Annotated in this window: 12 protein-coding genes; all 12 read left to right on the top strand. The window is 56.7% G+C overall.

Features of this window, described 5'->3' with window-relative positions:
• Nucleotide 1 precedes the first annotated feature (1 nt).
• On the top strand, nucleotides 2-1,006 hold the full coding sequence (gene nuoH, locus ACYQ11_RS06500; RefSeq protein ID WP_459922953.1) for an NADH-quinone oxidoreductase subunit NuoH: 1,005 nt from the start codon (nucleotides 2-4) through the stop codon (nucleotides 1,004-1,006).
• Entirely contained in the window at nucleotides 1,003-1,452 is a 450-nt protein-coding gene (locus tag ACYQ11_RS06495; RefSeq protein ID WP_459922952.1) for a NuoI/complex I 23 kDa subunit family protein, read from the top strand. The genes nuoH and ACYQ11_RS06495 overlap by 4 nt, the downstream gene beginning before the upstream one ends.
• Nucleotides 1,449-1,976 (top strand): NADH-quinone oxidoreductase subunit J family protein, encoded by a 528-nt coding sequence (locus tag ACYQ11_RS06490; RefSeq protein WP_459922951.1) that lies wholly within the window; start codon nucleotides 1,449-1,451, stop codon nucleotides 1,974-1,976. Before ACYQ11_RS06495 ends, ACYQ11_RS06490 begins: the two co-directional genes overlap by 4 nt.
• Complete coding sequence (gene nuoK / locus ACYQ11_RS06485) at nucleotides 1,976-2,293, top strand: NADH-quinone oxidoreductase subunit NuoK (protein WP_459922950.1); 318 nt, start codon at nucleotides 1,976-1,978, stop codon at nucleotides 2,291-2,293. Before ACYQ11_RS06490 ends, nuoK begins: the two co-directional genes overlap by 1 nt.
• A 53-nt stretch (nucleotides 2,294-2,346) precedes the next feature.
• Nucleotides 2,347-3,879, top strand: coding sequence for a monovalent cation/H+ antiporter subunit D family protein (locus ACYQ11_RS06480; protein ID WP_459922949.1), 1,533 nt, complete (start codon nucleotides 2,347-2,349; stop codon nucleotides 3,877-3,879).
• Entirely contained in the window at nucleotides 3,876-4,124 is a 249-nt protein-coding gene (locus ACYQ11_RS06475; RefSeq protein WP_459922948.1) for a hypothetical protein, read from the top strand. Before ACYQ11_RS06480 ends, ACYQ11_RS06475 begins: the two co-directional genes overlap by 4 nt.
• Nucleotides 4,114-5,916: a Na(+)/H(+) antiporter subunit D gene (locus ACYQ11_RS06470; protein WP_459922947.1), complete on the top strand. Its 1,803-nt coding sequence runs from the start codon at nucleotides 4,114-4,116 to the stop codon at nucleotides 5,914-5,916. Before ACYQ11_RS06475 ends, ACYQ11_RS06470 begins: the two co-directional genes overlap by 11 nt.
• Before the next feature lie 50 nt (nucleotides 5,917-5,966).
• Nucleotides 5,967-7,592 carry a complex I subunit 4 family protein gene (locus tag ACYQ11_RS06465; RefSeq protein ID WP_459922946.1) on the top strand — a complete coding sequence of 542 codons (1,626 nt, stop codon included), beginning with the start codon at nucleotides 5,967-5,969 and terminating at the stop codon, nucleotides 7,590-7,592.
• A gap of 75 nt (nucleotides 7,593-7,667) precedes the next feature.
• On the top strand, nucleotides 7,668-9,098 hold the full coding sequence (locus ACYQ11_RS06460; RefSeq protein WP_459922945.1) for an NADH-quinone oxidoreductase subunit N: 1,431 nt from the start codon (nucleotides 7,668-7,670) through the stop codon (nucleotides 9,096-9,098).
• Between the two features lie 114 nt (nucleotides 9,099-9,212).
• A complete protein-coding gene (locus ACYQ11_RS06455) occupies nucleotides 9,213-10,703 on the top strand; it encodes an OmpA family protein (protein WP_459922944.1) in 1,491 nt (496 codons plus the stop codon).
• A gap of 210 nt (nucleotides 10,704-10,913) precedes the next feature.
• Nucleotides 10,914-11,696: a Smr/MutS family protein gene (locus ACYQ11_RS06450; protein WP_459922943.1), complete on the top strand. Its 783-nt coding sequence runs from the start codon at nucleotides 10,914-10,916 to the stop codon at nucleotides 11,694-11,696.
• Nucleotides 11,697-12,005: 309 nt separating this feature from the next.
• The gene (locus tag ACYQ11_RS06445; RefSeq protein WP_459922942.1) at nucleotides 12,006-13,139 is read left to right on the top strand and encodes an ABC transporter substrate-binding protein; all 1,134 of its coding nucleotides are present in this window, start codon (nucleotides 12,006-12,008) and stop codon (nucleotides 13,137-13,139) included.
• Nucleotides 13,140-13,188: the final 49 nt, after the last annotated feature.

The following is a 13,188-nucleotide window of genomic DNA, read 5'->3' as shown; positions in this document are numbered from 1 at the left end:
TATGGAACAGATAATCGAATACATCACCACATACAGTCTCCTTCGGATGCTTCTCGCCTTTGTCTGCCTGATCGGAATCATCTTTGCGAACGCCATTGTCATGGGGTATCTGGAACGGAAAATCGCCGCCCGGATTCAACGCCGCTGGGGACCGATGGAAATCGGTGTTCAGGGCTGGCTCCAGATGATTCTCGACGGTGTGAAAATGCTCAGCAAACAGCTGATTGTCCCCAAGGACGCCGATCGCTTCCTTTTCAGGCTGGCGCCGCTTCTCTGCTTCACGCCGGTGGCCATGATCTTCGCCGCCCTGCCGTTCAGCCGGTCCCTGTACGGCATCAACCTGAACCTCGGCCTGATCTACATCATCGCCATGGGTTCGATCAACGTGTTCGCCATCCTGATCGCCGGGTGGAGTTCCAACAACAAGTACTCCCTGTTCGGCGCCATGCGCTCGGTGGCCCAGAACGTCTCCTATGAGATCCCCATCCTTTTGTCCCTTCTGGCCGTGGTTCTGACCACCGCGACCTTTGATCTTCAGAAGATTGTCGAAGCCCAGAGCGGCTGGCTCTGGTTTGTCGTCTACCCCAACCTGTTTGTCGCCTTTGTCATCTACCTGGTGGCCGGATGCGCCGAAACCAACCGGGCGCCCTTTGACCTGCCCGAGGCGGAGAGCGAGCTGACCGCCGGGTTCCATACCGAGTACAGCGGCTTCGGCTTCGGTCTTTTTGCCGTCGCGGAATACGGCAACCTGTTTATCATGGCGTCCATGGCCACGATCATGTTTCTGGGCGGCTGGAACGGCCCCTTCGGGTTGTTGAACGGCCCGTTGACGGGGGCCGTCTGGTTTCTCCTGAAAGTGTTTGTCCTCATGCTGGTCATGATCTGGGTCAGGTGGACCTTTCCCCGGGTTCGCTTCGACCAGCTGATGAATCTGGCGTGGAAATACCTGATCCCCTTTTCGTTGGTCAATCTTTTAATCACAGCATTGGTAGTGAAGATACTATGAACGGATATTTCAGCGAACTCTATACCGGCACGAAGAGCCTTCTCATCGGTCTGGGCGTCACCTTCAAGGCGATGATCCGGCCCGTTGTGACCGTCCAGTACCCCAGGGAAAAGCTTGACGTGACCCCGAACATCCGGGGGCACATCGAGCTGATACCCCGCGTGGATCCTGAAACCGGCGCCAAGCATGACTGCCGGGTCTGCGGCATGTGCGCCAAAAACTGCCCCTGTCAGTGCATCTCCCTGGTCGGCGAGAAGCGGGAGGGGGTCAAAGGCAAGGTGCTGACGTCTTTTCTCGTGGATTTCACCAAATGCAGCCTCTGCGGATTGTGCGTGGAAACATGCAGCCGCTCGGCCCTGGGATTTTCCAATGAATACGAACTCGCCGGGTTTACCCGGGACGAGTTCATTTTTGATCTGATCAAGCGGCTTGAGGACAAACAATGAATGCGTATTACCAGGTTGTCGCGGAAATCTTTTTTGTGGCCTTTATTCTGCTGACGCTGATGGGAAGCTGGCTGGCGGTGAACGCGCGGGTGCTGATGCATTGCGTTCTCGGCCTGGCGGTCTCCCTGCTGGGCGTGGCCGGGATGTACTTCTATCTGGGCAGCATGTTCCTGACCCTGATGCAGATCCTGATTTACATGGGCGCGGTCTGCATCGTCATCGTGTTTGGCATCATGGTGGGTTACACCCCCAAAGAAAGCGCCGACAAGCATGAACTCAGCCGGAACATGCTCCTGGGATTTTCCGCCTCGGGCATCGTCGCCTTTGCCCTGATCGCCGTCGCCATTGGCCGGGCACACTGGACCCGGGCCGTTCAAACCACCGGTGATTTTTCCATCGAATGGCTGGGCAAAAGTCTTCTTCTGGATTACTGCCTGGCCTTTGAACTGATTTCCGTGGTGCTTCTGATCGCCATCGTCGGATCGATCATTCTGGCGCGCGGCGGAAGGGAGGAGGAAGTCTGATGATGCTCAGCCAAAGTTTGAATACCTATCTCATTCTCGCGGTGTTTCTCCTGGTGATCGGAATCTACGGGATGATCCGCCACAAGACCTTTATCGGGATGCTGGTCTCCACCGAACTGGTTCTCAACGGGGCCGGCCTGAATTTTATGGCGTTCAACAAATTTACAGCCCCCGATCCGGCCGTGGGGCAGGTCTTCACCTTGTTCATCATGGGTATTGCCGCCGCGGAAGCGGCCATTGCCGTGAGTTTTATTCTCGCCGTGTACCGACGGTACCGGACGAGTGATCCCGAACACGTCGACGGGCTTCAGGGCTGATACTAAAAGGTTAACGTACTTATTGGGTTTCTATTGAGAAGGTTGATTATTTTATGGATATTTCAAACACACCCAGCTTGATTTTTGTGACGACGGCCATTCCCATGATCACCTCGCTGCTGTTGATGGTGTCCGGGAAACGGCCCAATGTCCGTGAATCCTGGTCAGTGATCGGCGCCGTGCTGACCTTCCTGTCCGTCGTGAATCTTCTGCCGCACGTCCTGTCGGGCATGACCCTCGAGCACACCTTTTTCACGATTTATCCCGGTGTCTGCGTGAAATTCCGTATCGACGGCATGGGGCTTCTTTTTGCGGGCACCTCCTCCTTTCTCTGGATCCTTGCCGCCTTCTACTGCGTGGGCTACATGCGCGGCCTTGACGAACATGCCCAGACACGGTTTTACGTGTGTTACGCCATTTCCGTCGGCGGGGCCATGGGTGCGGCCTTCTCGGGCAACCTTTTTACCCTGTATCTGTTCTATGAAATCGTTTCCATCGCAACCTACCCGCTGGTCATGCATCACCAGGACGCCGAAGGGTACGAAGGGGGCAAAAAATACATCGTCTACCTGTTTTTCACCTCCAAGGCCTTCCTGCTGACCGGCATGGTGCTGTTGTACCTCCAGTGCCATACCCTGGACTTCGACGCCACGGGCATCGTCAGCGGTATTCTGCCCGAAGGGGCCAACCGGACCCTGGTCACCGTCACCTACCTGATGTTTCTGTTCGGCTTCGCCAAATCGGGGATCATGCCCCTGCACAACTGGCTGCCCTCGGCCATGGTGGCCCCCACACCGGTCAGCGCCCTGCTCCATGCGGTGGTGGTGGTCAAGGTCGGTGTCTTCTCCACCGCCCGGGTGATGCTGTCCATTTTCGGGACCCAGCTGCTGGCCGATACGGGGCTGGGCCTGTTCACCGCCTATTTCGTCTCGATCACCATCGTCACGGCCTCGGTGATCGCCCTGACCAAAACCAACCTGAAAGCCCGGCTGGCCTACTCGACGGTCAGCCAGTTGTCGTATATCCTTCTGGGCGTGGCCATGCTCAGCCCCAACAGCGTCACCGGCGGTCTGATCCATATCACCAACCACGCTTTTGCCAAAATCACCCTGTTCTTCTGCGCCGGGTGTATTTTCGTGGCGTCGGGTAAAAAAGACATCACGGAAATGGGCGGTCTGGGCTACCGCATGCCCTTTACCCTGGCGGCCTTTGCCCTGGCGTCTCTGAGCATGATCGGCATCCCGCCGGTCAGCGGTTTCGTGACCAAGTGGTACCTGGCCCTGGGCACCATGGATATACACAACTGGATTCTTTTGACGGTCCTGATGGTCAGCAGTCTTTTAAACGCCGGTTACTTCGTGCCCATCGTCATCCAGGCCTTTTACGGCAAGCCCCTTCCCGAAGACGAAGGGGTGAAAGGCAGCCTCGAAAAACGTCCCCTGATCATGTTCATGGTGGTGCCCCTGATGATCACGGCGGTGTTTTCCGTGCTGTTCGGGTTTTATCCGGACGCCTTCATCCGGATCATCGGGGCGGTGGACGCAAACTTCTTTGGACATATCATGAAAGGAATAGCGGGATCATGATGGGAAAACTGATCACATATCTTCGGGATCGCGCCGGGGCATTGAAATACGTGTTCTTTGCCTATCTGGTTTTCACGATTGTCTTTGACTATTTCGCCGAACGGCATGAACCGCATTTCTTCGGTGATACGATCATCGGATTCTGGTCCGTTTTCGGCGCCTTCGGGTGCCTGGGCATGGCGGTCGTCTGCAAGGGGCTGTATAACAACTGGCTGCACCAGGATGAGGATTATTATGATAAGTAGCGGTATTTTTTTGCATCCGGCTTCGTTGTTCATTGTGGGGGCCCTGTTGTTGCCGATCCTGTCGCGCATTCACATCAGCGCCCAGAAAGTGATTCTGGTGGCCGTTCCCGTCCTGGCCATCATTCAAATCTATCATCTGCCCGACAGTTTCGGCCATGTCGGTTACATGGGGTTCGATCTGATCTTCGGCCGGGTGGATCAGCTGACCCGGGTGTTCCTGAACGTGTTCACCATCATGGCCCTCATCGGCACCGTCTACGGTCTTCATGTCCGTGAAAGCGGACAGCATGTGGCGGGCTGGCTGTACGTGGCCGGTTCCCTTGGCGTGACCCTCTGCGGGGACTACCTGACCCTGTTTATCTTCTGGGAGCTGATGGCCGTGGCCTCGACCTTCCTGGTCTGGTACCGCAAGAAGAAAAAATCCATCGAGGCCGGGTTCCGGTATCTTCTGGTTCACATGGCCGGCGGGCTTGTTCTTCTGGCGGGGATTTTTCTGCGTTACCAGAACGTGGGCATGGAAGGCCTTCAGTTCGAACAAATTCTGGCCGAGGGTGCCACCCTGGCCGATTACCTGATCATGATCGGCTTCATGCTGAACGCGGCCGTTCCGCCCATTCATGCCTGGCTTCCCGACGCCTATCCCGAAGCCACGGTCACCGGCGCGGTGTTCATGTGTGCCTTCACCACCAAAACCGCCGTCTATGTCCTGGCCCGGGCCTTCCCCGGCTTTGAGGTGCTTGCGATCATGGGGGCGATCATGACCCTTTACGGGGTCGGCTACGCGATCATAGAAAACGATGCCCGGCGGATTCTGGCTTACCACATCGTCAGTCAGGTCGGCTACATGGTCTGCGGCGTGGGCATCGGCACGGCCATGGCCATCAACGGGTCCTGTGCCCACGCCTATGCCCATATTCTGTACAAGGCCCTTTTGTTCATGGGTGTCGGCGCGGTCCTCGAAATGACCGGACGATCCAAACTCACCGACCTGGGCGGACTCTACGCCAAGATGCCCCTGGCCCTGATCTTTACGGTCATCGGCGGGATCTCGATCTCGGGCTTCCCCCTGACCAGCGGCTTTATCAGCAAGTCCATGATCATCGCCGCCGCCGGGGAGAACCATCAGGTGGGCATCATGATCATGCTTCTTCTGGCCTCGGTGGGCACCTTTTTGTCCGTGGGCATCAAGCTGCCGTATTTTATCTGGTTCGGCGGCAAGAAAGACAGCGACATCGAGGCCAAGGACGCCCCCTGGAACATGAACCTTGGTATGGCCATGGCGGCCTTCTTCTGCATCGCCCTGGGCTTTCCCGGACAGTTTTTCGGGTTCAACTGGCTGTACGACATGCTGCCCACCGCCGTAAACTGGGATCCCTACAGCACCTATCATCTGTCTGAGACCTTTCAGATACTGGGCTTTACCGGCTTCGGCTTCTACCTGCTGGTCACCTTTTTGAAACCCAAACCCTACATCGCCCTGGATCTGGACTGGTTCTACCGGAAAGGCGCCCGGGTGTTCATGTGGGTGGCGTCCAGGCCGATCCATGCCGCAAACGAGTTTGTCGACAACGTCTGGAAGAACGTGGGCCTTGCCTTCACCATGGCGGTGGCCCGGTTCACCTCCTGGTTCGACAGGGAGGGAATCGACTGGGTGATCGACGGATCGGCCCGGTCCGTGGTCGAAGGCGGCAACCAGCTCCGTCAGATGGAAACCGGAAAGATTCAGCAGTATATCGGGGGGGCGGTCGTGATCATGTTCGTCATCCTGATTGCCGTTGTCCTTAACGTATAAATGGATGTGATCCGGATTTTTCGATCATCACAGAGGAAGAATGGGAAGGTATGGAACGATATTTAATTGAAAATGCGCTGAGTTATCCCATCTTGTCGGTACTGGTCATTGTACCTCTCATCGGGGCGGGGGTCACCTTTTTCCTGAAAAGCGACAGGATCATCAAGGCCTGGGGACTGATCGTCACCGTGCTCACGGCCGCGCTGTCCCTGCCCTTGTTTTTCAACTGGAATTTCCAGACCGCCCGATACCAGTTCGCAGAGCTTTCCCGGGACTGGATTCCGGTGATCCACCTGGATTACGTGGTGGGCGTGGACGGCATCAGCGTGCTTCTGGTCCTTCTGACCACCCTGGTCATGCCCCTTTGCATTCTGTGTTCCTGGACTTACATCACGACCCGGTTCAAGGAATTCGTTCTGGTCACCCTGTTGATGGAAGCCTCGATGATCGGCGTCTTCATCAGCCTGAACACGGTGCTGTTCTTTGTGTTCTGGGAAGCCATGCTGGTTCCCATGTATCTCCTGATCGCCGTCTGGGGCGGTGAGCGGAAAGACTACGCCTCCATCAAGTTCTTCCTGTACACCCTCCTGGGCAGCATCTTTCTTCTGGTTTCCATCGTGGCGCTGTACGTCAAGACCGGGACCTTCTTTATTCCCGAGCTGATGACCCATCATTACGGTTTCGGTTTCCAGATGTGGATTTTCCTGGCCTTTACCCTGGCCTTCGCCATCAAGGTGCCGATGTTCCCCTTTCATACCTGGTTGCCGGCGGCCCACGTGGAAGCCCCGGTGGCGGGCAGCGTGATCCTGGCCAGCATCCTTCTGAAAATGGGCGGATACGGGTTCCTCCGGTTCTGCCTGCCCATGGCACCTGCGGCCACCATGTATTGCGTGCCCTATCTGATTTTCTTTTCCGTGTTGTCCATCGTGGTGGGCGGCTACCTGGCCCTGGGCCAGTCGGACATCAAGAAACTGATCGCCTATTCCAGCGTGGGGCACATGGGTTTTGTCACCCTGGGGATCTTTTTGCTCAGCGACGCGGGCCTCAAGGGCGCCATGATGCAGATGATCAACCACGGCGTCACCACCGGCGCCCTGTTCATCCTGGTGGGGATCATCTACGAGCGGACCCACAGCCGGGAGATCGCCGACAATTCGGCCCTTGGCATGGTGATGCCGGTCTATGTGACCTTTCTGGTGCTGTTCTCCCTGGCATCGTTCGGCTTTCCCGGAACCAACGGGTTTGTCGGGGAATTTCTTGTCCTTCTGGCCACCTTCGAAACCCACAAGGCGGCCGGGGCCTTCGCCATCGTCGGAGCGATCCTGGCGGCGGCCTACATGCTGCGGCTGGTTCAGAAAATGGTCTGGGCCGATTCCGACGGCCACGCCCATCATGGCCACGAGGGCGATCACACCGATGCCCACGGCGGGCATCACGCCCTGTTCGACCTGAACCTTCGGGAGGCCGGCACCCTCGTCTTTCTGCTCTGCTTCGTGTTCTGGATCGGATTGAATCCCAAGCCCCTGCTCGATGTGATGGATGTCAGCGTCACCCACCTGATCGAACAGGTCGCCGAAGGGGCGAAGCACATGCCCGCAGGGGGGCACGGCGACGGCCATCACGCCGCATGGATCGAATGGGGGCAGCAGATCCGGCAATTTTTCGCGGTCCGATGACCGACAACGACAAGGCGGTTTTGGAAAAATGCTTTTTCCACGATTTCATAGAAATGATCGAAGGATAATATGACCATGTCTCTATTTCTACCCGAGTTGGCATTGATTGTGACGGCCCTGGTTTTCTTTTTCATGTCTCTTGGAAAACCCCAGACCTTGTACCTTCAGAGGATGGCGCTGCTCCTTTCGGGGGTTATCGTGTTCATCACCCTGTTCGTGTTCGGCTCCGTCGTCGACCAGCCCGGGCAGACTCTTTTTTTCGATACCTATCGCGTCGATGTCTTCTCCCAGGTGTTCAAGATCATGCTGACCGTTGGTCTGTTTCTCGTGATTTATCTGGGCAGGGGCCTTCGGGGCATCGCCGAGAATCTCCATGCCGAGTACTACCTGTTTCTGACCCTGAGTGTTCTGGGTCTGGTTTTTTTGACTTCGGCGGTGGAGCTTCTGACCATCGTCCTCAGCCTTGAAATTTCCTCCTTCGCCCTTTACGTGATAATTCCTTTCCGGTTTCAGCCGGGGTATCGCAAGCAGATGGAAGCCGGCATCAAGTACGTGCTCTTCGGCGCTCTCGCCTCCGGACTTTCCCTGTACGGGATCAGCTACATTTTCGGTATGGCCCACACCACCTATCTGGACAAGTTGGTCCAGGTCCTTCCCGGATTGATCAAAACCGAGCCGGTGGTGATCATCGGCCTTATTCTGATGATGGGCAGCTTCTTCTACAAACTGGCAATGTTTCCCATGCATTTCTGGGCGCCGGACGTGTATGAGGGCTCAGCCAACGAAACATCCGGCTTCATCGCCACCTTGCCCAAGATCGGTGCGGTGGCCCTTCTCGTCCGCTTTGTCGCCCTTTCCGGGGTGGATCTCAACCAGGTTACCGGAATCCTGGCTGTTTTCGCCGTTCTGTCCATGGTGGTGGGTAATCTGTCCGCGCTGGTTCAGGAGGATCTGAAACGTCTTCTGGCCTATTCGAGTATCGCCCACGCCGGGTACGTCATGGTGGGCATTTTGTGTGTGAACACCTTGGGATTCGCCTCCGCCGTCTACTACATCGGCGGCTACCTGGTGATGAATCTGGCCTGTTTCTACGTGATTTACAACGTGTCCCGCACGGGTGAAAACGTGACCTTCGCCGATCTGAACGGGCTTTACAAAAATTCGCCCATGCTGGCGCTGACCCTGGTCATCGGCGCCTTCGGCATGGCCGGCATCCCGCCGACGGTGGGTTTTTTCGGCAAGTTCTTCATTTTTACGGCGGCCATCGAAAAATCCCTTTACGCCATTGTGATCCTGACGGTGATTAACGCGGGCATTTCCGCCTTTTACTATCTGAAAATGGTCCGGGCCGCCTTTTTGACCAGCGAGGAAGACACCGCGCTGATCCGCCTGGATCTGCCGACCTACGTGCTTGGCCTGATTCTGATCACGGCCATTTTGGGTATCGGTCTGTTTCCCCGGACCTTCATGCATGTCGCCGAACTGGCCGTGGGAACGATTCTTTAGCCGCCGTGAACCTGATGAAGACGGGGGGCACGCCGGTGTCCCCCGTTTCTTGTCCGGGCTCTTGAACGATCACATCAGACGATCGGATACCAACGCTGACAAGGGTGCAAAAACATGATGAAACACGTTTCGTTTTTAGGAAGTTGCTGCGGGCTGCTGATCACGGCCGTTCTTTTCGCCGGATCCGGTCATGCCTGGGCCGATGCACGGGAAACGGCCCGGACCACGCTGTTTAAAGCCGCGGATAACGCGCTTAAGACTGCGGAAGAGGCCAAGGCCGATCTTTACGCGCCGGAGGCCTATGCCGAGGGCATGGAGTATTATCAGGATGCGGACAAGGCCTTTGCCAAAGGCAAGGATCTGGCCGGCATCGAAAACAAGCTTTCCCGCGCCGTGGAACTGTTCACCAAGGCCGCGGAAACCGCCGGGCATGCGGCCGTGTTTTTCGAAAAAGCCAAAACGGCCCGGGACGACGCGGAACGGGTCAACGCCCTCAAGTTCGATTACGAGACCTGGAAAGATGCCGATGACACCTTCAAGAAAGCCGTCGCCCGCTATGAGGACGGCGATCTGGAGAGGGCCCGCCGGGACGCCGATGCCGCCGAAACCCTTTTCCGGAAAACCGAACTGGAAACCATCAAGATCAGTGTTCTGGACGGTGCACGCAAAGGCGTGGAGGCCCTGACGGATCTTGGCAACAGCAACCATGCCCTGAAAATCACCGCATTGGCCAAAAAACTGGTGGAGAAGGCCGAGAAGGAGCTGGACCGGCAGCGTTACGGCAACGAAAATGCGCAGACGCTGGCAGACCAGGCCGACTATGAGATCCGTCACGCCCGGTATGTCCATCAGCGGGTCCGCAAGATGAAGGAGGCCGACTATAGCTTTGAGGACGTGATTCTCGACGGAGAGCGGTCTCTGACCCGGATTTGTGACGAGCTGGGTGTCACGCCACGTTTCGACAAGGGTCTGGACGAGGTCGACCGGGTGATTGTCGATGAGGTCAAGAAACTGAAATTCAAGATTGTTCACCATGAAAAGAACACCCAGGCCCTCCAGGCAAAAATTGCGGATCTGGAAGAGCGGATCACCCGCATGATGAATGACGAGGAGGAACTCAAACGCCAGCGAAAACTGGCCGAGGATGCCCTGAAAAAGCAGAAGATGAAACAGGCCCTCAAGGAAAAGAAAATTCAGAGTATCCGTTCGGCCTTTGGGCGTGACGAAGGCAAGGTGCTGATGGACGGGAACAACATCATCATCCGTCTTTACGGCCTGAATTTTCCCAGCGGAAAATCCGAGATCGAACCCAAGTATTTCGGCCTTCTGACCAAGGTCAAGAAGACCTTTTCCATGTTCAAGGACTGCGAGGTGGTCATTGAAGGCCATACGGATTCTTTGGGCAGCGACGCCGTCAACCAGAGGCTTTCCGAAGAGCGGGCCGAAGCGGTCAAGCATTATTTCCTGGCCAACACCGGCATTGCCGAGAGCCGTCTGAACGCCATCGGCTACGGCGAAACCAGACCGGTGGCCACCAACGAGACCGAAGCCGGTCAGGCCATGAACCGTCGTATCGACGTGGTGATCATACCATCGGATGAATAGGAAACCCTTTGGGCCCCCGGACCCGTGGTCGGGCCGGGGGCCTTCTTGTCGTTTCGGGGCCCTTCGATGTTTTCCAGGCTGAAACACCTTCTGAAAAACCGTAAAACCGACTCCGACAAATCGGGCGAGCCGGAAACGGCGCCTTGCGAAACGCCGCCGCCGTCCCCCCCTGAACCCCGGCCTGCCCCATCTGCACCTCAGGCCGGACGTTTGAACCGGCAGGGCCTGCCGGTTTTCTCCCCGGACCAGGATCTGGCTTCTCTGTTTGGAGCCGATGATCCGTCTGACCGGGATGCCTTCGAAAAAAAAGACGCCGACCGCTCCGAAGCTCCCTCTCCACGTCAAACGAGAACGCCGCCCAAACCCATGCGAATGACCCGGCAGGGTTTTCCCGTTCTGGACGATGCCGATGTGGAGGCCCTGTTGATGCAGCGGGCCGACTCCCATGACGGGGAAGAGGGGAGCCGCCGTTCATCGGCTGAACCGCCGCCGACCCCCTCCTCTTTGCGTCGTGACCGCCACGGCATTCCCGTTTTGAAGCCCGGCGACCGTCTGTTCAGGGATGACGCCCGGCCGGAGGAGTCCTTCGAAGAACTGCTCAATGAGTCATTGGGAAACAAAAGCGTCGAGGTCCTTCTGCGTGAAAAGAAAGACGACGTCCGGCCTCCCCGGCCCGTCAGTCTCAAGAAAAAGCTCAAAGCCTACCCCTTGCCCCAGAGTCAACTGGACCTGCACGGCTACACCGCCCTCAAGGCCGGCCTGCGCACCGAATCCTACCTGAAAAGCGCCTACCACGGCAATACCCACACGGTGATCATCATCGTCGGCAAAGGCCTTCATTCGGAAGAGGGGGCCGTTCTGCCCGATGTGGTCGAACAGAAACTTTTCGATCTGAAAAAGGAAAAACTGATCCTGGCCTACGAGTGGGACAACAAGAAAAAATCGAAAAGCGGCGCCGTCACCGTCTACCTCGACAACCTGCGGTTTGACTGAACAGGGTCTTGAAAAAAAACACATTGCCCCGGAAGGCGCCCTCATTGCCGTGACGACACAACGGCAGGAGGCCGCCGTGTGATAAAGGGCGTCATGGTCCGGCTTTGGATCGGGATATCCGATGAAACGGTTTTTTTTGATCATCATTATGAATTTTACTCAAACGGATGAGTTCTGGTATCAAGGGTGTCGTGCCCGCCCTAATGATATTAGGGGCATAGAGTTTGATTTCAGATGGTTATTCCTTTCTTTCCGGGGCATCAGGGAAAGACCGCATTCACAACCAATGATGAAAAAAGGATTTGAACGATGACGTTCCATGTTAAAAAACGACCAACCCGGATCAGCGTATTTCTGATGGCGCTGCTTGTTTGTCTGGCTGTCACGGACGTTTACGCGTCTGAAAAAAGTCTTCCCGCCTTTTCAATGGCCTATGTGTTCACGACCCACCATAATCCCCTGTTCGCCGCTGCGATAACGGGAGAGGCCGCGAAAGCATCAGGGTACTACCTGGCTCCCGTGGTCCCCCGGGAAAAATACCGGCTGATGGACCGGGACGGCCGCCCACTGGCCGTCATCAATCTGCTTGTGTCCAAAAGCGGTTCCGAAACGACCACATTGTTTGCCATGAAACGGGTGGATCTGGCGCTGTCATCGTCGACGGCGTTCATGAGCGCCATCGACAAGGGCATCGGGATTAAAATCCTATGTCCCCTTCATGTTGACGGCATGGGTATGGTCTTTCCTTACGGCAGTCAGGTTCAGGGTTTTGATGCGGTGGCCGCCGCCGTCAAGGCATCGAACACCCCGTTTACCATTGGCTACCACTCGCCCACCAGCGCTCCCCGGATCGTCTTTGAGGGCGCCCTTCATGCTGCGGGGTTCAAGATCACGGACAACCCCAACGATGCGTCCGCCGATATCCTGATGGTTGATCTTAAAACCACGGCCAACCTCATCCCTGCCCTGCTCAGTAAACAGGTCGATTGCTGGGTCGGCCCGTCGCCCCATCCGGAGGTGGCCGAATCAAAGAAGGTCGGGCACATCGCGCTGGATTCAAGGGATCTCCCTCCGGCCGGTCACTGGTGTGATTTTCCCTGCTGCGTCCTTGGAGCCAGTGACGACGTGATCGCCAACCATCCGTCCGTCGCCAAAGCCGTGACCGGATTGATGGCCTGGGCTGCGGCCTGGTGCAATGAACACAAGGCCGAAACGGCGACGATCGCCTCGCAATGGATCGGTATCGCTCCGGAAGCGGTGGAGAAATCCAGTATTGTCTATACGACGGCACCGACGGCGAACTGGCTGAAAGGGGAGGGCGCGTTTCTTGCCATGCTCAACAGCATGGGCAAACTCAACGGCGCGCTCAAGGGGGCGACCATCGAAAGCGCCTCACCCCTGCTGTTTGATTTTTCATTTATCACAACGCCCAATGGCAAGTGATCCTTTTCATGCCGGGAGGGATTGACCGTGAACGGGTGGTTTAATTCGA

This window comes from Desulfatiferula olefinivorans, from assembly GCF_054657895.1.
The sequence above is the reverse complement of the archived record's forward strand: the minus strand, read 5'-3'. Positions and strand labels throughout refer to the sequence as shown.